The following is a 21,757-nucleotide window of genomic DNA, read 5'->3' as shown; positions in this document are numbered from 1 at the left end:
AATGGCTACAAAACAAAAAGAAGTAACAACTTTTGATGTTCAAGTTGCAGAATTTATTCGCAACCATAAAAAAACTGGTACAGCAACCGATGATGAAATCAATGATCGGCTAGTCATTCCATTTACTTTGGAAGCTGATGGCATTGAAGATCTTCTTCAACGGATTCAGGACGCAGGGATTGCTATTACGGATAAAGAAGGCAACCCAAGTGAACGGGTTTTAAATACAGAGGAAGAAGAAGCTGAATTAACAGATGAGGAGTTGCTTGGTAGCAATTCTGCTAAAGTGAACGACCCTGTCCGTATGTATTTAAAGGAAATTGGTGTTGTTCCGTTATTGACCAATGAAGAAGAGCAAGAATTAGCTGTTCTTGTGGAGCAAGGCGACTTAGAAGCGAAACAACGTTTGGCAGAAGCTAATTTGCGGTTGGTTGTCTCTATTGCTAAGCGCTATGTTGGACGCGGCATGCAGTTTCTTGACTTGATTCAAGAAGGCAATATGGGATTGATGAAAGCCGTTGACAAGTTTGACTATACCAAAGGTTTCAAATTTTCGACCTATGCCACTTGGTGGATTCGTCAAGCGATTACTCGTGCGATTGCTGACCAAGCACGTACGATTCGGATTCCGGTTCACATGGTTGAGACAATCAATAAATTAGTGCGGGAGCAACGAAATCTTTTGCAAGAATTGGGACAAGATCCAACGCCAGAACAAATTGCTGAGCGCATGGATATGACACCAGATAAAGTTCGTGAAATTTTGAAGATTGCCCAAGAGCCGGTCTCTCTTGAAACTCCAATTGGAGAAGAAGATGATAGTCATCTTGGCGATTTCATTGAGGATGAAGTGATTGAAAATCCAGTTGATTACACAACACGTATTGTCCTACGTGAGCAATTAGACGAGGTTCTTGATACATTAACAGACCGTGAAGAAAATGTACTACGTTTGCGATTCGGTCTAGATGATGGTAAAATGCGTACGTTGGAAGATGTTGGAAAAGTCTTTAACGTGACTCGTGAACGGATTCGACAAATTGAGGCCAAAGCCCTACGCAAATTGCGTCATCCAAGTCGTAGCAAGCCACTTCGTGACTTTATTGAGGATTAGTAGACAAAAGGAGGCACCATGGCATACACAAATGAACAAATTGATGATATTAAAAATCGTATCTTGGAAAGTTTGGAACAAGTTATTGACCCTGAATTAGGAATTGATATTGTAAATCTTGGTTTGATTTATGAAATTCGGTTCAATGGTGAAAATGGTGAGACGCAGATTGATATGACCTTAACAACAATGGGATGCCCGCTGGCTGACTTATTAACTGATCAGATTCATGATGCGATGTCAGATGTACCTGAAGTGAGCAAAGTAGAAGTGAGACTGGTGTGGTATCCAGCATGGACTGTGGATAAAATGAGTCGCTACGCACGCATCGCCCTAGGGATTAAATAAGAATATGGCAGCATGAGTTGATTATGCTGCTTTTGTTTTGCTCAAACATTCAGAATATGTGCAATATTTTAACTTTATACTTTATATCACTTGAAGTATTGTAAGAATCTGTTATAATGGTTGCACATACTGAATTTTAGAAAAGGGAGAGAAGATGATTAAAAAAGGAGCACTGACAGGATTACTATTGTTTGGAATATTTTTCGGCGCAGGAAATTTAATTTTTCCGCCAACTTTAGGAGCTTTGTCTGGCGAACACTTCTGGTCAGCGATTGCAGGATTTGTGCTTTCAGGAGTTGGAATTGCTATTTTAACATTGATTATCGGTACTTTAAATCCCAAAGGCTATGTTTACGAAATTTCTAAAAAGATTTCTCCTTGGTTTGCGACCAGTTACTTGGTAGTTCTGTATCTAGCGATTGGTCCATTTTTTGCCATTCCTCGGACGGCAACGACTTCTTATGAAGTTGGGATTGCACCATTGCTTTCGAGTAATATGACTGGATTAGGACTTATTATTTTTACAATCTTGTATTTTGTGGCTGCTTACTTGATTTCATTAAATCCTTCCAAAATTTTGGATTGGATTGGTCGGATTTTGACTCCTGTGTTTGCCATTTTGATTGTCATTCTAGTCATTTTAGGGGCGATAAAATATGGAGTAGCTGCACCGCAAGATGCTAGCACGGAATACGCAAAAGCAGCTTTTGGAACTGGCTTTCTTGAAGGGTATAATACGCTTGATGCACTTGCCTCTGTTGCTTTTAGCGTTATCGCTGTGCAAACATTGAACCAACTCGGCTTTGCTAATAAAAAAGAATATATCTCAACGATTTGGATTGTTGGAATTGTTGTTGCATTGGGATTTAGTGCACTTTATATTGGATTAGGATTTCTTGGAAATCATTTCCCAATTCCGGCTGATGTAATGGCGTCTGATGCCAATAAAGGAGTTTATGTCTTATCTCAAGCTACACAAGCTATTTTTGGTCCGACAGCACAGATTTTCCTTGCAGCCATGGTAACAGTGACCTGCTTTACGACTACGGTTGGTTTGATTGTTTCAACATCAGAATTTTTCAATAAAACCTTTCCTAAAATCAGCTACAAAACTTTTGCAACAGTCTTTACCTTGATTGGATTTGCAATTGCAAATCTTGGTTTGGGAGCGATTATTCAGTATTCAGTTCCTGTCTTGCAAATTTTGTACCCGATTACCATTGCGATTGTAATGATTGTGATTGTCAATAAGTTTCTTGCCTTATCTAAGATTGGAATGCAGCTAACGGTTGCAGTTGTAACAATTATTGCATTTGCGAATATTATTGGCTCGCAATTTAAATTGACTAGTGTGAGTAATTTAATCAATACTTTGCCATTTGCACAAGCTTCAATTCCTTGGCTGGTACCGACGATTGTCGGGATTGTGTTATCTTTGTTTTTGCCAAATAAACAGAAAAGTGACACATTTGAAATGGAATAATTAAAAAAACTATCATGAAAAGTGATAGTTTTTTTATGACCATATCAAATTCAAGTTTTTACAAATTGTATCCTCTATTTTTAGATAGTGAACTAGTGTATACTTTTCTTAGAAAGAAAATGAGGAGGAAAAGATAATGTTATCTATTGTGTTTTTGATTTCTGTATTTCTAGCGGGAATTTTATCATTTTTCTCGCCTTGTATATTGCCATTGCTTCCTGTATATGTTGGTATTTTATTGGATACAGATGAACCAAGAACAATCATTATTTTGGGAAAGAAGATTGCTTGGCATGGAATTGTAAAAACACTATTTTTCATTGCAGGATTGTCTGTAGTCTTTTTAATTCTTGGATATGGCGCTGGCTTTTTGGGAAAAGTTCTCTATACAGAGTGGTTCCGCTATGTATTAGGAGCAATTGTTATTTTGCTCGGTGTTCATCAAATGGAACTGATCAATTTTAAGCTACTCCAACGGCAGAAAAGTGTTCAATTAAAAAAAGATAAAAATAGAAATGATTTTTACAATGCTTTCTTGCTAGGTGTGACCTTTAGCCTTGGTTGGACACCCTGTGTAGGTCCTGTTTTGAGTTCTGTTCTCGCAATTGCAGCTTCTGGTGGTAATGGAGCAGTACAAGGTGGCTTCCTCATGTTAGTTTATACCCTTGGTCTTGCTATCCCATTTCTCATTTTGGCACTTGCCTCTTCTATTGTTTTACGCCATTTTGGGAAAATAAAACCTTATATGGGACTATTAAAGAAAATTGGCGGGTTACTTATCATCTTGATGGGAATTTTACTTATGCTAGGAAATCTTAATGTTCTAGATTCAATATTTGGTGGATAAAAGGAGGGATCTCATGAAAAAAACAATGTTAGTCATCACAGGTCTTGTTTGTGTTGCTCTGTTGGGTGCCTGTGGAAATCAAAAATCAGCTAGTGGAACTAAGTCTGGACACGGGCAATTTACAAATAAAACGACAGCTACAAAGTTGAATCAAGGCGAAGCAGCTCCTGATTTTGAACCAAAAGGAGTTGACGGGAAAACTTATAAATTGTCAGATTTCAAAGGAAAGAAAGTTTATCTCAAATTTGGGGTATCTTGGTGTTCTATCTGCTTATCTACATTAAAGGATACTGATGAGTTAGCTAAAAATGCTGGGAAAGACTATGTAGTTTTGATGGTTGTTTCACCTGGGCATGTTGGTGAAAAATCTGAAGCAGATTTTAAAAACTGGTATGAGAAATTAAATTATAAACATTTACCTGTTTTACTAGATCCTAGTGGTAAACTATTGGAACAATATGGTGTTCGTTCCTATCCGACAGCTGCATTTATTGGAAGCGATGGAAAATTGGTAAAAACTCGTCCTGGACTTATTAAAAAAGCAGAAATTGAATCAACTCTTAAAAGCATTAAATAGGAGGGGAGGATGATGGAACATAAAATGAAATGGTTATTATTTGGTGGAGCAGTCCTGCTGGTTTTAGGTTTATTTGTGCCGGGAAGTCGCATGATGCCAACCATTAAAAATCAGTCTGCTATTAATCAGATTAAAGAAGCAGCTGTTAGCCAGGCCGAATCGGTCAAGCAAAAGAAAGCGGACTTGAAAAATGCAAATTTAAAGCATATCTATTTGGCAGGAGGTTGTTTCTGGGGTGTAGAAGAATATTTTTTGCGAGTAGATGGAGTGGTTGACGCAGTCTCTGGTTATGCTAATGGCACTAGCGAAACCACAAAATACGAACTAATCTCGCAGACAAAACATGCAGAAACGGTTCATGTAACCTATGATGCCAATAAAATCTCTTTAAGAGAAGTCTTGCTACATTATTTTAGAATCATTGATCCGCTCAGCAAAAATAAGCAAGGCAATGATAGTGGAGTGCAATATCGTACAGGCGTGTATTATAAAGATCAGGCTGATGTAGAAACGATTAACAAAGTCTTTGACGAGCAGAAAGAAAAATTTAAAGAGCCATTGGCGGTCGAAAAACAACCATTAAATCATTCATGAAAAGTTCTTTTAAATTGATAGAAAATGTAATATTTTTCAGTTTTATGAGCAAAAATATTGTAAACGCTGACACGTAATGTTATAATGTTTTAGTAAATTAAAAATTAAGGTAGGAATTGCTCTATGAGTAAAATTGTTGTTATCGGTGCCAACCATGCTGGTACAGCTTGTATCAATACGATGTTAGACAACTTCGGAAATGAAAACGAAGTTGTGGTGTTTGACCAAAATTCAAATATTTCATTTTTAGGATGTGGAATGGCACTTTGGATTGGTAAGCAAATTGACGGCCCAGAAGGATTGTTCTATTCAGATAAAGAAAAACTTGAAGCAAAAGGTGCTAAAGTTTACATGGAAAGTCCTGTTTTATCAGTTGATTATGATAAAAAAGAAGTGACCGCACTTGTAAACGGTCAAGAACATCTTGAATCTTATGACAAATTGATTTTTGCGACTGGTTCACAACCAATTATCCCGCCAATCAAAGGTGTCGAACTTGTAGAAGGAAATCGTGAATTTAAAGCAACTCTTGAAAATATTCAATTTGTAAAATTGTATCAAAACTCTGCTGAAGTGATTGAAAAGCTGAAAAACAACGAAGGCATCAATCGCGTTGCTGTTGTTGGAGCTGGCTACATTGGTGTTGAACTCGCAGAAGCTTTTGAACGCCTTGGAAAAGAAGTAATCTTGATTGACGTTGCAGATACTTGCCTTACTGGTTACTACGACCGTGAATTGTCTGATTTGATGAGTCAAAACTTGGCAGATCATGGTATTAAACTTGCTTACGGTCAAACTGTGAAAGCAGTTGAAGGGGAAGGTAAAGTTGAACGTATTGTAACAGATAAAGAAACGTTTGACGTAGACATGGTCATTATGGCTGTTGGTTTCCGACCAAATACTGCCCTTGGCGCTGGCAAGATTGAACTTTTCCGTAATGGTGCATTCCTTGTTGATAAAAAACAAGAAACAAGCATTCCGGGAGTTTACGCAGTTGGTGACTGTGCAACGATTTATGACAATTCCCTTGGTAAAATGAGCTACATTGCACTTGCTTCAAATGCTGTTCGTTCAGGTATCGTCGGAGCTTATAACGCAACTGATCATGAATTAGAAGGCATTGGTGTGCAAGGCTCAAACGGTATTAACATTTACGATCTTAAAATGGTTTCAACTGGTTTGACATTGGAAAAAGCAAAAGCTGCGGGTTATAACGCAGTTGAAACAGGATTTAATGACCTTCAAAAGCCAGAATTTATCAAACACAACAACCATGAAGTAGCTATTCGTATCGTATTTGATAAAGATACACGCGTCATCCTTGGAGCACAAATGGCTTCGCACGAAGATATTTCAATGGGCATTCATCTCTTCTCACTCGCAATCCAAGAAAAAGTGACTATTGATAAATTGGCATTGACAGATATTTTCTTCCTGCCACACTTTAACAAACCTTATAATTACATCACGATGGCAGCATTAACAGCTGAAAAATAAGAGCAAGATCTTAAATTTACAAACCAGTTTCGTATGAGACTGGTTTATTTTTTTATCTGTATTTTATTCTCTAAAATAATTTCCGCAAGCAATAATAAAAATTGTAAAATTATGCTAAAATAGAGAGAGAATATATTTGGGAGGCAACGATGTCTGTTCAGACAGAAAAAGGTATATCAAATACCAAGAAAGAATTTGCATTTACATCTAGTTCGATTAGTCTGCAAGTTTCAAGAGGAATTTTAGTCGGGATTATCGTGGGTGCAATTGTTGGTTCTTTTCGTTTTTTAATTGAAAGGGGATTTCATATCATTCAACATTTCTATCAGCAAGGGCATGATAGTATGATTTGGGTTGCTTTTATTCTGTTATTTTATGCTTGTGTGATTTGGATAAGTGCAAAGTTAACACTCTCGGAAAAGGATATTAAAGGTTCTGGAATTCCGCAAGTAGAAGCAGAGCTGAAAGGTCTGATGAGCTTATCATGGTGGAGCGTTCTCTGGAAAAAATATATTCTAGGTGTTTTAGCCATTGCAAGCGGCTTGATGCTAGGACGTGAGGGACCCAGTATTCAACTTGGAGCAATGGGAGGAAAGGGAATTGCCAAATATCTTCATTTAAGCCCTGTGGAAGAGCGTTCTTTGATTGCTAGTGGAGCGGCAGCAGGGCTGGCAGCAGCTTTTAATGCTCCGATTGCGGGTTTACTGTTTGTTATTGAGGAAGTCTATCATCATTTTTCGCGTTTCTTTTGGGTCTCGTCTTTGGCGGCAAGTTTAACGGCGAATTTTGTTTCGCTTATGATTTTTGGAATGACCCCTGTATTAAATATGCCAGATAATATTCCTCTGATGGGGCTAGGGCAATACTGGCTTTATTTGTTGTTAGGAATTTTTCTTGGTTTTTCAGGATTTTTATATGAAAAAGTTGTTCTAGCTATGCCTCGTATTTATGATATGATTGGAGAAGTTTTGCACCTTTCTTCGCAATACTATCCCATTATAGCTTTCTCTTTCATTCTTCCAATAGGGTATTTTCTTCCACAACTTTTAGGTGGTGGCAATCAACTGGTTCTCTCTTTAACCAGTCAACACTATCTGCTATTAACATTAATGATGTTTTTCGTTATTCGCTTTATCTGGAGTATGATCAGCTATGGTAGCGGGCTTCCTGGCGGTATTTTTCTACCCATTTTAGCTCTCGGCTCTCTTTTAGGAGCAATTGCTGGCGTCATTTGTGTGCAATTAGGCTTTGCAACACAAGAGCAATTTCCTATTTTTATTATTTTAGGTATGAGCGGCTACTTTGGTGCAATTTCTAAAGCTCCATTGACAGCAATCATCTTGGTGACTGAGATGGTTGGCGATATACGAAACCTCATGCCTCTTGGTTTAGTGACTTTAGTGGCATACGTTGTAATGGATTTATTGGGCGGAGCACCTGTGTATGAAGCTATGCTAGAACGAATGCTTCCAGATAGTGTGGCAGATGACGGAGAGATGACGCTTATCGAAATTCCTGTCTCTGAAAAAATAGCCGGCAAGCAAGTTCATGAGTTGGAGCTGCCAAGAGATATTCTGATTACCATGCAACACCACAACGGAAAGAACCAAACAGTGAATGGCAGCACGCGCCTGTATCTAGGAGATATGATTTATGTGGTATTGAAAAAATCAGATATTGGACGCATTAAAGATTTACTCTTATAAAAGAGGGGGACCTCTTTTTTTAGAATCTGAAAAAATAACTTGCAATTTCCGAACGATAAGAAATATTATACGTCATTATATTGTAATTTCTGTACCTTGTGTTATAATACTAAAGGAAACGTCAGGAAAGGCGTAGCGATGCGAAAGCATAGGTAGGTCATTTTTAACATAAAATTAAAGGAGAATGATATGCTGAACGAATTTCCTATTTTTGACTACGAAGATATCCAATTGATTCCGAATAAATGTATCATCAAAAGCCGCTCAGAAGCAGATACGACAGTTACTTTTGGGAATCATACTTTTAAACTTCCTGTTGTTCCAGCTAACATGCAAACAATTCTGGATGAAGATGTAGCAGAAAAATTGGCGAAAAGTGGCTATTTCTACATCATGCACCGTTTTGACGAAGCTGGCCGCATTCCTTTCATCAAGCGCATGCATGAGCAAGGACTAATTGCGTCTATTTCAGTTGGTGTAAAAAATTATGAATATGATTTTGTTAGCCAGTTGAAAGAAGATGCACCAGAATATATCACGATTGATATTGCGCATGGACATTCAGATAGTGTGATTGATATGATTCAGCACATCAAAAAAGAACTCCCCGATACTTTCGTGATTGCAGGAAATGTCGGGACACCAGAAGCTGTTCGTGAGCTGGAAAATGCTGGAGCAGATGCAACCAAAGTTGGCATTGGACCAGGAAAAGTTTGTATCACAAAAGTAAAAACTGGCTTTGGTACAGGTGGCTGGCAATTAGCGGCTCTTCGTTGGTGTGCAAAAGCTGCTCGCAAACCGATTATTGCGGACGGTGGTATTCGTACGCATGGCGACATTGCCAAATCTATTCGCTTTGGTGCTACCATGGTGATGATTGGTTCCCTATTCGCAGGTCATATCGAAAGCCCAGGTCAAACGGTCGAAGTAGATGGTGAACAATTCAAAGAGTATTATGGTTCAGCTTCAGAGTATCAAAAAGGTGCTTACAAGAATGTGGAGGGAAAGAAAATTCTTTTACCAGTTAAAGGACATTTAGCTGACACTTTGGTTGAAATGGAGCAAGATTTGCAAAGTGCCATTTCCTATGCTGGTGGAAGAGACTTGGCTGGTCTTAAACACGTAGACTACGTCATTGTGAAAAATTCTATTTGGAACGGTGATGCGCATTAACAATAAAATAATTACTTATTTATATTACGAATTTGGCGTAATGTTTCTGCAAGGCATCTAATGTCTAACAATAAGTAAGTCTTCAACTTTCCTGCTATGTTTTTAGCAAGGAATTTTGTATTCAGTTGGGTAACCAATTGTTTTAGGCTTGCTTTTGGCAAGCCTTTTGTTTTTTCTAAAAGGAGATTTTATGAAATTATTAGAAGAACGTATCCTAAAAGATGGAAATGTTTTAGGAGAAAATATTTTAAAAGTGGATTCATTTCTGACTCACCAAGTCGATTTCAACTTGATGAAAGAAATTGGTAAAGTGTTTGCAACCTATTTTCGCTCGGCTGGTATTACAAAAGTTGTGACAATTGAAGCATCTGGCATCGCACCTGCTATTTATACAGCAGAAGCATTGGGCGTTCCGATGATTTTTGCGAAAAAGTCAAAAAACATTACTATGACGGAAGATATTTTGACGACAGAGGTCTATTCTTTTACCAAACAAGTGACAAGTACGGTCTCAATTGCAGGGAAATTTTTAAATCATCATGATAAAGTGCTTATTGTCGATGATTTTCTAGCAAATGGTCAAGCAGCTAAAGGGCTTGTTAATATCATTGAACAATCAGGTGCCCATGTGGAAGCGATTGGTATCGTAATTGAAAAATCATTCCAAGAGGGAAGAAAGTTGCTAGAAGAAGATAAGCGAAAAGTCGTTTCTTTGGCTCGTATTCAAACATTTGAAAATGGAAAAGTTGTATTTATGGAGGCTGATGCATAATGGAACTGAAAGAAGAAAAACATTCACAGGCGGCTGTCTTAGGTTTGCAGCATTTATTAGCAATGTACTCTGGGTCAATCCTTGTACCCATTATGATTGCTGGTGCGCTAGGTTATTCGAGCCAACAGCTGACCTATCTTATCTCCACAGATATTTTTATGTGTGGTGTGGCAACATTTTTGCAATTGCAACTCAATAAATATTTCGGAATTGGCTTGCCAGTCGTACTTGGCGTTGCTTTTCAATCGGTTGCGCCTCTGATTATGATTGGTCAAAAACATGGAAGCGGAGCTATGTTTGGAGCGCTCATCGTTTCCGGTATCTACGTTCTTTTGATTGCAGGCATTTTTTCTAAAATTGCTAATTTCTTTCCACCAATTGTGACGGGCTCAGTCATTACTACCATTGGCTTAACACTTATTCCTGTTGCGATTGGCAATATGGGAAATAATAGTGAAAAACCAACTGCACAAAGTTTGCTGTTGGCTGCTGTCACGATTTTAATTATACTGTTAGTAAATATCTTTGCGAAAGGCTTTCTAAAATCCATTTCCATTCTGATTGGCTTAATTATTGGAACGATTATTGCCAGCTTTATGGGCTTAGTAGATTTTGCGCCAGTAACTCAAGCTCCTCTTGTACATGTTCCGACACCGTTTTATTTTGGAATACCTAAGTTTGAACTTTCATCCATCGTCATGATGTGTATTATCGCAACAGTTTCTTTGGTAGAATCAACAGGTGTTTATTTTGCACTTTCAGATATTACAAACGAAAAGTTAGACAGCATTCGTCTGCGAAATGGTTATCGTGCAGAAGGACTTGCAGTGCTTCTTGGCGGTATTTTTAACACTTTCCCTTATACAGGATTTTCACAAAATGTTGGTTTGGTCAAACTTTCTGGAATTAAAATACGGCTCCCAATCTATTATGCAGCAGGATTCTTAGTCTTGTTAGGATTGGTACCGAAATTCGGAGCTTTGGCACAAATCATTCCAAGTCCTGTACTCGGTGGTGCTATGCTTGTCATGTTTGGTTTTGTTGCTGTTCAGGGAATGCAAATGCTAGCGCGAGTTGATTTTGAACACAATGAACACCATTTCTTGATTGCCGCTGTATCTATTTCCGCAGGAGTCGGTCTAAATGGAAGCAATCTTTTTAACAGTTTGCCAACCGGCTTGCAAATGTTTTTCTCAAATGGAATTGTTATGGCGAGCGTCATTGCGATTGTATTGAACCTTATTTTAAATCGTGAGAAAAAATAAAACTCGACAAGAGGCTGGGAGGATTTTCTCCTAGCTTTTTTGACTATTTTGAGCGCTTATAGTATAGTTAAGAGAGAAAGCTTTGTTTGAGGAGATTGTATGTACCAAGCGCGCAATTTAAAAGAGCGAATGACCCTATTTATTTCGATTTTTTTGCCAATTTTGATTTATCAACTGGCCAATTTTTCAGCCTCGTTTGTGGATACAACCATGACAGGGCAATACCATACGTTGCATTTGGCGGGAGTTTCAATGGCGACTAGCTTATGGAGTCCGTTTTTCACTTTTTTGACTGGTATTGTCTCAGCCTTGGTTCCGATTATTGGACATCATCTAGGACAAAAACAGGAAGAAAAAATCGCTTCTGATTTTTATCAGTTTATTTATCTATCTCTCGGTTTGTCTCTTCTCTTATTTGGGCTCGTTTTTTTAGGTGCACCGCTTGTTTTGTCCAATATTGGCTTAGAACCACTAGTAGTAGAAGTTGCTATACACTACCTCTGGTATTTAGCGTTTGGTATTATCCCTTTGCTTTTATTTAGTGTTGTACGTTCTTTATTAGACGCATTAGGATTGACAAGACTATCCATGTACCTTATGTTGCTCTTGCTACCGTTGAATGCCAGTTTTAACTACATTTTAATTTATGGAGCATTTGGCTTACCAGAAATGGGCGGAGCAGGAGCGGGGCTAGGGACTTCGTTGGCTTACTGGGTGCTGCTAATTCTTTCAATAGTCGTTGCAAAAAGACACTCTAAAATCAAAAAATATCAATTATGGAAAATTCGTCCTTTAGACAAAAAAGAGTTGCTGGAAGGGATTCGTCTCGGTTTTCCTATTGGCGGGACTGTCTTTGCAGAAGTTGTGATATTTTCAGTCGTAGGTTTGCTCATGGCTAAGTTTTCTTCGTTAATCATTGCCAGTCACCAGTCGGCTATCAGCTTTTCCAATCTTATGTATGCTTTTCCTATGAGCATTTCTAATGCTATGGCGATTATCGTTTCTTACGAAATTGGCGCAAAGCGTCTAGACTATGTCAGAAAATATTGTGTTTTGGGAAGATTGACTGCGCTTGGATTCGCTGTTTTCACGCTGACATTTTTATATCTTTTCCGTTATCAAGTCGCTTCATTATATGGAACCAACAAAGAATTCATTCGTCTGACATCGGTTTTCTTAACTTATAGTTTGTTTTTTCAATTAGCAGATACTTTCGCAGCGCCTCTTCAAGGAATTTTACGTGGTTATAAGGATACAAAAGTGCCATTTTATTTGGGATTGATTGGCTATTGGGGGGTGTCACTACCAGTTGGGTTACTATTGGATCACACGACAAATTTAGGTCCCTTTGCTTATTGGATTGGTTTAATCTCTAGTCTGGTCGTTAGTGGCATTTTATACCAACTTCGTCTTAATCATATTCAAAAAAGAAATTAGCTTAAATGTTGCATCTACACCATTTATCATTCTGAATAAAAAAAGAATCTCAGATTTTTATCCAAGATTCTTTTTTTGTTATTTTGTACGCATTTCACCTTGTGGGAAATAAGTCCCTTCTGGCATATCGTTGATGATGACATGAACAGCAGATTGTGGCGCGCCAGTATTTTTCACGATAGCAGCAGTAACTTCTTTTGCAAGAGCTTTCTTTTGTTCTAACGTGCGTCCTTCAAATAAATCAATTCTGACAAATGGCATGTGGTTTCTCCTTTTTATCTTTGATATTTTTATTTTATCACAAATTAGGTTTTAAAGCGTGTCAGAATGTGGTAAAATAAGAAGTATTAAAAATTGGAGAATTTGGAACGAATTAAAGAAAATGGTTCAGTTGTATTATAAATATGGCACGATGAATTCGGGCAAAACAATCGAAATTTTAAAAGTAGCACACAACTATGAAGAACAAGGCAAAGGTGTTGTCATTATGACGAGCGCACTTGATACACGTGACGGTTTTGGCGTTGTTTCTAGTCGTATCGGAATGAAGCGAAAAGCAATTGCAATAGCAGAAGATACTGATATTTTCCACTTTATTCAGGAAATGCCCGAAAAGCCTTATTGTGTATTGATTGATGAAGCGCAGTTTCTATCTCGTCGTCATGTCTATGACTTAGCGAGGGTAGTTGACGAATTAAACGTACCAGTTATGGCTTTTGGTTTGAAAAATGATTTTCGCAATGAGTTATTTGAAGGCTCGAAATATCTCTTGCTTCTAGCAGATAAAATTGATGAGATTAAAACAATTTGTCAATTTTGCTCCAAAAAAGCAACCATGGTATTAAGAACAACGAATGGTAAGCCGGTCTATGAAGGTGAGCAAATTCAAATCGGTGGGAATGAAACATATATTCCTGTCTGTCGGAAGCATTATTTTAAGCCAGAAATTGACGAAATGAAGAGTTAAGGAGAGGTGTAGCAAACGATGAATATTTATGAACAACTACAAGCCGTTGAAGATCGCTATGAAGAGTTGGGAGAACTTCTGAGTGACCCAGATGTTGTTAGTGACACCAAGCGTTTTATGGAATTGTCCAAAGAAGAAGCGAGTACACGCGATACGGTAGCAACTTATCGTGACTATAAAAGGGTGCTCCAAAACATCACAGATGCCGAAGAAATGATCAAAGACGCTTCTGGCGATGCTGATTTGGAAGAAATGGCAAAGCAAGAGCTCAAAGATGCAAAAGCTGAAAAAGAAGAATACGAGGAAAAATTGAAAATTCTTCTTTTACCAAAAGATCCAAACGATGATAAAAACATCATCTTAGAAATTCGTGGTGCAGCAGGAGGTGATGAAGCCTCGCTCTTTGCCGGTGATCTTCTGACAATGTATCAAAAATACGCCGAATCGCAAGGATGGAAATTTGAGGTTATGGAAGCCTCCATGAATGGAGTCGGTGGCTTCAAAGAAGTAGTAGCGATGGTTTCTGGTCAATCCGTTTATTCCAAACTAAAATACGAATCAGGTGCTCATCGCGTACAGCGTGTCCCAGTGACAGAAAGCCAAGGACGGGTTCACACTTCGACAGCAACAGTCTTAGTTATGCCTGAAGTTGAAGAAGTGGAATATGATATTGATCCAAAAGATCTTCGGATTGACATTTATCACGCTTCTGGTGCTGGAGGTCAGAATGTCAACAAAGTTGCAACAGCCGTTCGGATTGTACACTTGCCGACAAATATCAAGGTTGAAATGCAGGAAGAACGAACCCAACAAAAGAATCGTGATAAAGCTATGAAGATCATTCGTGCGCGCGTAGCAGATCATTTTGCACAAATTGCGCAAGACGAGCAAGATGCCGAGCGGAAATCAACTATTGGTACTGGAGACCGCTCGGAGCGGATTCGTACCTATAATTTTCCACAAAATCGTGTGACAGATCACCGTATCGGTTTAACGCTGCAAAAGCTAGATACGATTTTAGCTGGGAAATTAGATGAAATCGTAGACGCCTTGGTATTGTATGACCAAACACAAAAACTGGAAGAATTGAATAAATAATGAATTTAGCTCAAATTATTGCTGAAATGGAAAAACAGCTTGAAGCAGTTGGCGAAGAAGCTGAAAGTCTCTCCTTTACTTTTCAAGTTTTGAGAAACTTATCTTTTACCCAATTTGTGTTGAAAATGCAGGCAGAAGCAACAGAAGATGATATAGAATTACTGGAAAAGATTCAATCTCAATTATTAGTTCATAGACCTGCCCAATACATTATTGGGAACGCAGCATTTCATGGACATTCGTTCAAAGTAGATGAACGAGTGCTAATTCCCCGACCAGAAACCGAAGAATTGGTCAACCTTATCTTGTCTGAAAATCAAAATAGCAGTCTGAAAGTTTTGGATATTGGCACTGGAAGTGGAGCAATTGCTCTATCTTTGGCTGCTGAGCGTGCGAATTGGCAGGTCACGGCTTCCGACATTTCCCAAGATGCTCTGGATTTGGCGCAAGAAAATGCGGAAGCAATTGATGTAGCGATTGATTTTGTTCGGTCTGATTGTTTTCAGGCAATTACAGGAAAGTATGATATTATTGTATCCAATCCGCCCTATATTTCAGAGACGGACAGAGAAGAAGTAGGACTAAATGTACTTGCTTCAGAACCTCATCTTGCTCTTTTTGCTGAAGAAGACGGGTATGCTGTTTATCGAAAAATTGCTGAGAACGCCCAAAAACATTTGACAGAAAAAGGAAAAATCTATCTCGAAATTGGCTACAAACAAGGGGAACATGTAAAAAAAATATTTGAGTCTGCATTTCCAAAAATGAGAATTCGCGTCTTGCAAGATCAATTCGGAAAAGATAGAATGGTAGTGGTAGATAATGGATAAAATTGAGGAAGTACTGAGCAGTGGAGGAGCAGTCGTGCTGCCAACTGAGACTGTATATGGTTTATTTTGTAAAGCACTGGATGAGCAGGCCGTCAGTCATGTCTATGACTTAAAAGGCAGACCTCGCGAAAAGGCCTTGAATTTAAATGTTTCAAGCTTAGAAGAAATTTATCAATTTTCCAAACATCAGCCTCAGTATTTAAAAAAGCTCTATCAAGCCTTTCTACCCGGTCCTTTGACCATTATTTTACAAGCTAATGAACAAGTTCCGATTTGGGTAAATTCAGGTATGAAAACAATTGGTTTTCGTGTCCCTAGTCATCCTAAAACATTGGACTTGATTAGAAAATTTGGACCTCTCATTGGTCCGTCCGCAAATTTATCTGGAAAGAGTAGCGGAGTAAACTTCCAGCAAATTATGACCGATTTCAATCACGAAGTTCTTGGTATAGAAGATGATGCTTTTCTAACAGGACAGGATTCAACTATTTTGGATTTATCTGGTGAAACAGCATATATTCTACGCCAAGGTGCTGTCACTTGCGAAGAAATTCTCGCTAAAATTCCAGAAATTCACTTCTAAACCTTGACTAAATAGGTTTTAGCCCCGCTTTAAGAGAAGGGAGACTCTTATGATTTTTGACCATAAAAACTATAAAGAATATGACGCTGAGCTTTGGGAAGCCATTGCTGCAGAAGAAAAACGTCAGCAAAACAATATTGAATTGATTGCTTCAGAAAACGTTGTTTCAAAAGCTGTTATGGCAGCACAAGGTTCTATTTTAACCAATAAATATGCCGAAGGTTATCCAGGTCGTCGCTATTATGGTGGTACGGACGTTGTGGATGTGATTGAGACATTAGCAATTGAACGTGCTAAAGAAATTTTTGGAGCAAAATTTGCCAATGTTCAACCCCACTCAGGCAGTCAGGCGAATTGTGCGGCTTATATGGCCTTAATTGAGCCAGGTGATACAGTAATGGGAATGGATCTTGCAGCAGGCGGACATTTGACACATGGCGCAGCTGTTAGCTTCTCTGGGAAAACCTATAACTTTGTGCCTTATAATGTCGATCCTGAAACGGAACTTTTAGATTTTGATGCTATTTTGGCGCAGGCTAAAGAAGTCAAACCTAAATTGATTGTTGCAGGTGCTTCTGCCTATTCACATATTATTGATTTTGCTAAATTCCGTGAAATTGCAGATACTGTCGGAGCCAAACTCATGGTAGACATGGCTCATATTGCCGGTTTAGTTGCTGCTGATTTGCATCCAAGTCCAGTACCGTATGCACATATTACGACAACTACCACTCATAAAACCCTTCGAGGACCTCGTGGCGGCTTAATTTTGACCAACGATGAAGAATTGGCGAAAAAGATTAATTCCGCAATCTTCCCAGGAATTCAAGGAGGACCGCTAGAGCATGTCGTAACAGCTAAAGCAGCTGCTTTCAAAGAAGTATTGGATTCAGATTTCAAAGTTTATGCTCAGCAGATTGTAGATAATGCTAAGGCAATGGTTCAAGTATTCCAACAGCATGGTAATTTCCGTGTCATTTCAGGCGGTACGGAGAATCATCTTTTCCTTGTGGATGTGACCAAAGTCGTTGAAAATGGAAAAGTCGCTCAAAACCTTTTGGATGATGTCCATATCACTCTCAATAAAAACTCTATCCCTTATGAAACCTTATCTCCATTTAAAACAAGTGGCATTCGTATCGGAACCGCAGCTATTGCAGCTCGTGGCTTTGGGGTAGCTGAAAGTACTAAAGTAGCAGAATTGATCATCAAAACTTTAGAGAATGCAAACAACGAAGCTATTTTACAGCAGGTTCGTGCAGAAGTTAAAGAATTGACCGATGCCTTTCCACTATATGAGGACTGAAATGGACATTTACGTAAAAAAAGCTATTATTCATCAATTTAGTCCGTCAGACACCGACCTTCTTTTAGCAGATAAATATCTTAATATTACTCCAAAAATTGAAGAATATCTTCGCAAAAAGATTGAACGTATCTATTCAGATGAGGCCAAAACAGGTATTTTTACCGAAGATAATGTCTTTTTATCACATATGACAAAAGACCTTTTAGAAACTTCTATAACGATTGCCAATCTCTGGAAAGAGGAGTTTTCGGTGAGCGAAAATCAGAAAACCAATGATTTGATTTTTGTTCAATTTGACAAGAAAGGAGTAGAGCATCTTGCTTTTTTGCGCATTGCTCTGCGGGAAACCCTCACCCACTTAGGTGGAGAAGTAGATAATCCTATCAAGATTACCCAGAACAACTTGCCGGGATTTGGTACAGGCGCTGATGAAGCCTTGGTCATCAATCTTCAATCACGTAAATACCATTTGATTGAAAAGCGGATTAAATACAATGGTGCTTTTCTCAATTATTTTTCTGATAATCTGTTACAAGTCAATCCTAAAATTTCTCCCAAGAAATCTATCAAAGCCTTAGAAAAAACAGCTCAAAAAGTTGCAGAGAGCTTTCATCAAGATGATTTTCAATTTCAATCCAAGGTTAAATCGTCTATTTTCAAACATTTAGAAGAAAATGATGAATTATCACCAGAAAAATTAGCAGATGACTTGTTCGATAACAATCTGACAGCTCGTTTGACTTTTATTAATCAGGTTAAGGAAACAATTCCAGAAACTGTTAAATTTGATGAAATTGATAGTAGTCATCAGAAGAAAAAATTTGAAAATCAAAAGCTCTCTCTTTCAAATGGGATTGAACTCATTGTCCCCAATAACATCTATCAAGATGCGGAATCCGTAGAATTCATACAAAACGAGAATGGAACCTATTCCATTCTCATCAAAAACATAGAAGATATCCAAAGTAAATAATGTTTAAAATTCTTAGAAAATTGATCCTTCTCATTCTTTTAATCTTTGTTGGTTACAAGCTTGTTCAAGTTCATCATGATATCAAGCAAGTGATGACCTACCGTAGCTTAGTGAGAGAAGTGCTAGACGAGCAAGATACTGCAGCCAATGAAGAACTAGTCCTTGCTATGATTTACACAGAAACAAAAGGAAAAGTTTCTGATGTCATGCAATCTAGTGAAAGTGCGACGGGTCAGAAAAACTCTATTTTAGATAATAAAGAAAGCATTCGTCAAGGTGTTCAGACCTTATCTGCGAATCTAAATGTAGCTCAAGAAAAGAAAGTAGATGTTTGGACCGCTGTACAAGCCTATAACTTTGGTCGAGCTTACATCGATTATATTGCAAAACACGGTGGCGAAAATACCCTTGATTTGGCAAAAAAATACTCCAAAAATGTTGTCGCACCAAGTTTAGGAAACGTGACTGGGCAAACCTATTCTTATTACCACCCCATCGCCCTCCTTCATGGCTCTAAGCTCTATATCAATGGTGGGAATTATTATTACTCCCGACAAGTTCAGATGAATATGCACATCATGAAAGTGATGAATTGGTTTTAATAACATCAACCCTAGTAGCTTATTTCTACTAGGGTTTTTCAAACAAATCAATTATTATTTATATCGTTACGTGTTATACTTAAAAATATATCTCACAGAAAGAAGCGATAAAAATGACGAAAAAAGCGGACGGTAAATTGGACAAAAAGGATTATGTACAATCCACTACGCCAACCCTTTTCTTTCATGGTTATGGAAGTAGTGCCAATGCGGAGTGGCATATGACGAATGCAGTAAAAAAAGCAGGGGTAACAAAAACAGTTATTCGAGCAAATGTTGATAGAAATGGTACAGTTACGTTAAGGGGAGACATTCCCAAAGGTGCTATCAATCCAATCGTAGAAGTGAATTACGAAGACAATCGCAATCCCATTGATGTTGGACGGTATACAAAAGCTGTCGTCAGCAAGCTACAGGAAAAGTATGGCTTTACAAAAATGAATATGGTAGGTCATTCTTTAGGGAATATGTCGATTTTGTATTATCTTTTAGAACATGCTCAAGATGAGAACTTGCCACAGCTGCAAAAACAAGTGAATATCGCAAATTTCGCTGCCGGTTTAAAAGCTATGGGCTTATCATCTGATGTGAAAGTTGACAAAACAACAGGTCAACCAAACCAAGTCACGCAAACTTTCCAAAGATTATTACCATTACGTGAAGTATTCCCACAAAATCAAATTGACGTTTTGAATATCTATGGTGATTATAAAAATGGATCAGACGGTTCTGTTTTAAATTCTTCATCTCGCAGTTTGAAATACTTAGTTGCAGACAATGCCAAATCTTATCAAGAAAAGAAAATTACCGGCAAACTAGCACAACATAGCCAATTACATGAAAACCCAGAAGTAGATAAAATACTGATTCAATTTTTGTGAGGAAAATAAACTGACAAATTTAAAAGCCAAACTTCAAGAAATAAGAAGTTTAGCCTTTTCTGTTTTTATTCCCACTCAACCGTTGCTGGTGGTTTGCTGGTAATATCGTAGACAATGCGGTTGACGTGGTCTACTTCATTGACGATACGAACAGAGATTTTTTGTAGTACTTCCCAAGGGATTTTAGCGAAATCTGCTGTCATCCCGTCGATAGAAGTAATAGCACGAATAGCAATGGTATAATCATAAGTTCGACCATCCCCCATAACACCGACCGAGCGAACACCAGTATTCACAGTGAAGTATTGCCAAATATCACGATCAAGTCCAGCTTTCACGATTTCTTCACGGAGAATGGCATCGGATTCGCGAACAGTTGTGAGTTTTTCTTCGGTAATCTCGCCCATAATACGAATGGCAAGTCCTGGGCCTGGGAATGGCTGACGCCAAACAATTTCATCTGGCATACCAAGTTCTGTACCAAGCGCACGAACTTCGTCTTTATAAAGTGTATTGAGAGGCTCAATCAACTCAAACTGCATATCTTCTGGCAAACCACCAACATTATGGTGAGACTTGATAGTTTGAGCAGTATCTGTACCAGATTCGATAACGTCAGTATAGAGCGTTCCTTGTGCGAGGAATTTTACATCTTTTAACTTGCTAGCTTCATCGTCAAAAACATAAACAAACTCATTACCAATGATTTTACGCTTTTGTTCTGGATCAGATACACCAGCTAATTTATCAAGGAAACGTTTGGCAGCGTCTGCTTTGATGATATTCAGACCGAATTTTCCTCCAAGGGAATCCATGACTTGATCTGCTTCGCCCTTACGGAGCAATCCATGATCTACAAAGATGCAGATAAGCTGGTCTCCGATAGCTTTTTGAAGAAGAACGCCAACAACGGATGAATCAACACCACCCGAAAGACCCAGAAGAACACGTTTATCGCCAACCGTTTCTCGAATTCGCTTGATTTGCATTTCAATAAAGTTATCCATTGACCAGTCGCCTTTGGCGCCACAAATATTCAAAGCAAAATTGCGTAGAATATCATACCCATAAACAGAGTGGCGTACTTCAGGGTGAAATTGAATGCCATAAATCTGCTTTTCAGGTTGTTCAATAGCTGCAAATGGACAGTCGGCAGAAGTACCAGTACGTACAAATCCTTTAGGAATTTCGGTGACAGCATCTCCATGACTCATGAGAACGATTTGATTTTCAGGAGTTCCTGCAAATAATTTAGAATCAGTATGAGTGAGCTCGGATTGACCGTACTCACGGTTTCCGGCATTTCCAGCAGGTACAACTTTCCCGCCTAATTTGTGAGTCAAAAGCTGCATTCCATAGCAAATTCCCAAAATTGGAATACCCAATTCTAAAATTTCAGGATCAATGTCAAATGCTCCTGCTTCATATACGGACTTTGGTCCACCTGACAAAATGATTCCGACTGGATTTATCTCACGAACCTCAGCAGCTGTGATTTTATTGCTTTTCAGCTCAGAAAAAACACCAATCTCGCGGATTCGGCGTGAAATAAGCTGATTGTATTGGCTCCCATAATCCAGTACAATAATTCTTTCAACATCTTGCAATTCAGTTGTAGTTGTCATTTCTTCCCTTTCTTAAAAGAATTTTCTTTTTTTATTTTAACACAAAATAGAGACTTTTTCCAATAACATTAAGTAG

Annotated in this window: 20 protein-coding genes, 2 pseudogenes and 1 riboswitch; of the genes and pseudogenes, 20 read left to right on the top strand and 2 right to left on the bottom strand. The window is 38.3% G+C overall.

The annotated features are described in order from the left end of the window. Window position 1 precedes the first annotated feature (1 nt). From rpoD to HMPREF2574_RS05585, 12 genes and pseudogenes are all read left to right on the top strand, one after another. Complete coding sequence (gene rpoD, locus HMPREF2574_RS05640; protein ID WP_003024631.1) at window positions 2-1,114, top strand: RNA polymerase sigma factor RpoD; 1,113 nt, start codon at window positions 2-4, stop codon at window positions 1,112-1,114. Between the two features lie 18 nt (window positions 1,115-1,132). Further along, the gene (locus HMPREF2574_RS05635) at window positions 1,133-1,462 is read left to right on the top strand and encodes a metal-sulfur cluster assembly factor (RefSeq protein WP_003024629.1); all 330 of its coding nucleotides are present in this window, start codon (window positions 1,133-1,135) and stop codon (window positions 1,460-1,462) included. Between the two features lie 154 nt (window positions 1,463-1,616). After that, the gene (gene brnQ / locus HMPREF2574_RS05630) at window positions 1,617-2,945 is read left to right on the top strand and encodes a branched-chain amino acid transport system II carrier protein (protein WP_070812273.1); all 1,329 of its coding nucleotides are present in this window, start codon (window positions 1,617-1,619) and stop codon (window positions 2,943-2,945) included. Window positions 2,946-3,081: 136 nt separating this feature from the next. Further along, a complete protein-coding gene (gene ccdA2 / locus HMPREF2574_RS05625) occupies window positions 3,082-3,792 on the top strand; it encodes a thiol-disulfide oxidoreductase-associated membrane protein CcdA2 (protein ID WP_024051563.1) in 711 nt (236 codons plus the stop codon). A 13-nt stretch (window positions 3,793-3,805) separates the two neighbouring features. Continuing rightward, entirely contained in the window at window positions 3,806-4,369 is a 564-nt protein-coding gene (locus tag HMPREF2574_RS05620; protein ID WP_070812272.1) for a redoxin domain-containing protein, read from the top strand. A 12-nt stretch (window positions 4,370-4,381) separates the two neighbouring features. Continuing rightward, window positions 4,382-4,957: pseudogene (msrA, locus tag HMPREF2574_RS05615) on the top strand (peptide-methionine (S)-S-oxide reductase MsrA); the annotation flags it as partial. Between the two features lie 129 nt (window positions 4,958-5,086). Then, entirely contained in the window at window positions 5,087-6,460 is a 1,374-nt protein-coding gene (nox, locus tag HMPREF2574_RS05610) for a H2O-forming NADH oxidase (RefSeq protein WP_070812271.1), read from the top strand. A gap of 149 nt (window positions 6,461-6,609) precedes the next feature. After that, window positions 6,610-8,166 carry a ClC family H(+)/Cl(-) exchange transporter gene (locus HMPREF2574_RS05605; protein WP_070812270.1) on the top strand — a complete coding sequence of 519 codons (1,557 nt, stop codon included), beginning with the start codon at window positions 6,610-6,612 and terminating at the stop codon, window positions 8,164-8,166. Between the two features lie 189 nt (window positions 8,167-8,355). Continuing rightward, window positions 8,356-9,339 (top strand): GMP reductase, encoded by a 984-nt coding sequence (gene guaC, locus HMPREF2574_RS05600; protein ID WP_024051558.1) that lies wholly within the window; start codon window positions 8,356-8,358, stop codon window positions 9,337-9,339. Beyond that, window positions 9,335-9,430: riboswitch (purine riboswitch) on the top strand. (Overlaps the previous gene by 5 nt.) 99 nt (window positions 9,431-9,529) lie before the next feature. Then, window positions 9,530-10,111, top strand: a complete 582-nt coding sequence (locus HMPREF2574_RS05595; RefSeq protein WP_070812269.1) for a xanthine phosphoribosyltransferase — start codon at window positions 9,530-9,532, stop codon at window positions 10,109-10,111. Then, a complete protein-coding gene (locus HMPREF2574_RS05590) occupies window positions 10,111-11,376 on the top strand; it encodes a nucleobase:cation symporter-2 family protein (protein ID WP_070812268.1) in 1,266 nt (421 codons plus the stop codon). Before HMPREF2574_RS05595 ends, HMPREF2574_RS05590 begins: the two co-directional genes overlap by 1 nt. A 99-nt stretch (window positions 11,377-11,475) precedes the next feature. Next, the gene (locus tag HMPREF2574_RS05585; protein ID WP_070812267.1) at window positions 11,476-12,813 is read left to right on the top strand and encodes an MATE family efflux transporter; all 1,338 of its coding nucleotides are present in this window, start codon (window positions 11,476-11,478) and stop codon (window positions 12,811-12,813) included. A gap of 78 nt (window positions 12,814-12,891) precedes the next feature. Here HMPREF2574_RS05585 and HMPREF2574_RS05580 read toward each other — a convergent pair whose 3' ends face one another. Continuing rightward, a complete protein-coding gene (locus HMPREF2574_RS05580) occupies window positions 12,892-13,092 on the bottom strand; it encodes a 4-oxalocrotonate tautomerase (protein ID WP_256381276.1) in 201 nt (66 codons plus the stop codon). Window positions 13,093-13,195: 103 nt separating this feature from the next. Between HMPREF2574_RS05580 and HMPREF2574_RS05575 the strand changes: the two genes are divergently transcribed. From HMPREF2574_RS05575 to HMPREF2574_RS05540, 8 genes and pseudogenes are all read left to right on the top strand, one after another. Continuing rightward, entirely contained in the window at window positions 13,196-13,780 is a 585-nt protein-coding gene (locus HMPREF2574_RS05575) for a thymidine kinase (RefSeq protein WP_042753923.1), read from the top strand. 18 nt (window positions 13,781-13,798) lie between these two features. Then, on the top strand, window positions 13,799-14,878 hold the full coding sequence (gene prfA / locus HMPREF2574_RS05570; RefSeq protein ID WP_003024565.1) for a peptide chain release factor 1: 1,080 nt from the start codon (window positions 13,799-13,801) through the stop codon (window positions 14,876-14,878). Then, the gene (gene prmC / locus HMPREF2574_RS05565; protein ID WP_024051553.1) at window positions 14,878-15,708 is read left to right on the top strand and encodes a peptide chain release factor N(5)-glutamine methyltransferase; all 831 of its coding nucleotides are present in this window, start codon (window positions 14,878-14,880) and stop codon (window positions 15,706-15,708) included. The genes prfA and prmC overlap by 1 nt, the downstream gene beginning before the upstream one ends. Continuing rightward, window positions 15,701-16,291: an L-threonylcarbamoyladenylate synthase gene (locus HMPREF2574_RS05560; RefSeq protein WP_003024558.1), complete on the top strand. Its 591-nt coding sequence runs from the start codon at window positions 15,701-15,703 to the stop codon at window positions 16,289-16,291. The genes prmC and HMPREF2574_RS05560 overlap by 8 nt, the downstream gene beginning before the upstream one ends. A gap of 49 nt (window positions 16,292-16,340) precedes the next feature. Continuing rightward, window positions 16,341-17,597: a serine hydroxymethyltransferase gene (glyA, locus tag HMPREF2574_RS05555; protein ID WP_070241675.1), complete on the top strand. Its 1,257-nt coding sequence runs from the start codon at window positions 16,341-16,343 to the stop codon at window positions 17,595-17,597. 1 nt (window position 17,598) lies between these two features. Beyond that, complete coding sequence (locus HMPREF2574_RS05550; RefSeq protein WP_024051550.1) at window positions 17,599-18,573, top strand: nucleoid-associated protein; 975 nt, start codon at window positions 17,599-17,601, stop codon at window positions 18,571-18,573. Beyond that, on the top strand, window positions 18,573-19,175 hold the full coding sequence (locus tag HMPREF2574_RS05545; RefSeq protein ID WP_024051549.1) for a lysozyme family protein: 603 nt from the start codon (window positions 18,573-18,575) through the stop codon (window positions 19,173-19,175). The genes HMPREF2574_RS05550 and HMPREF2574_RS05545 overlap by 1 nt, the downstream gene beginning before the upstream one ends. Before the next feature lie 125 nt (window positions 19,176-19,300). Further along, window positions 19,301-20,056: pseudogene (locus HMPREF2574_RS05540) on the top strand (alpha/beta hydrolase); the annotation flags it as partial. A 65-nt stretch (window positions 20,057-20,121) separates the two neighbouring features. Here the strand turns inward: HMPREF2574_RS05540 and guaA are convergent. Further along, window positions 20,122-21,681 carry a glutamine-hydrolyzing GMP synthase gene (gene guaA / locus HMPREF2574_RS05535; protein ID WP_070241687.1) on the bottom strand — a complete coding sequence of 520 codons (1,560 nt, stop codon included), beginning with the start codon at window positions 21,679-21,681 and terminating at the stop codon, window positions 20,122-20,124. Window positions 21,682-21,757: the final 76 nt, after the last annotated feature.

Origin of the sequence: Streptococcus sp. HMSC034E12 (genome assembly GCF_001835915.1) — a bacterium.
GTDB classification, from domain to species: Bacteria; Bacillota; Bacilli; order Lactobacillales; family Streptococcaceae; genus Streptococcus; species Streptococcus vaginalis.
This window is presented reverse-complemented; position numbering and strand designations above follow the sequence as displayed.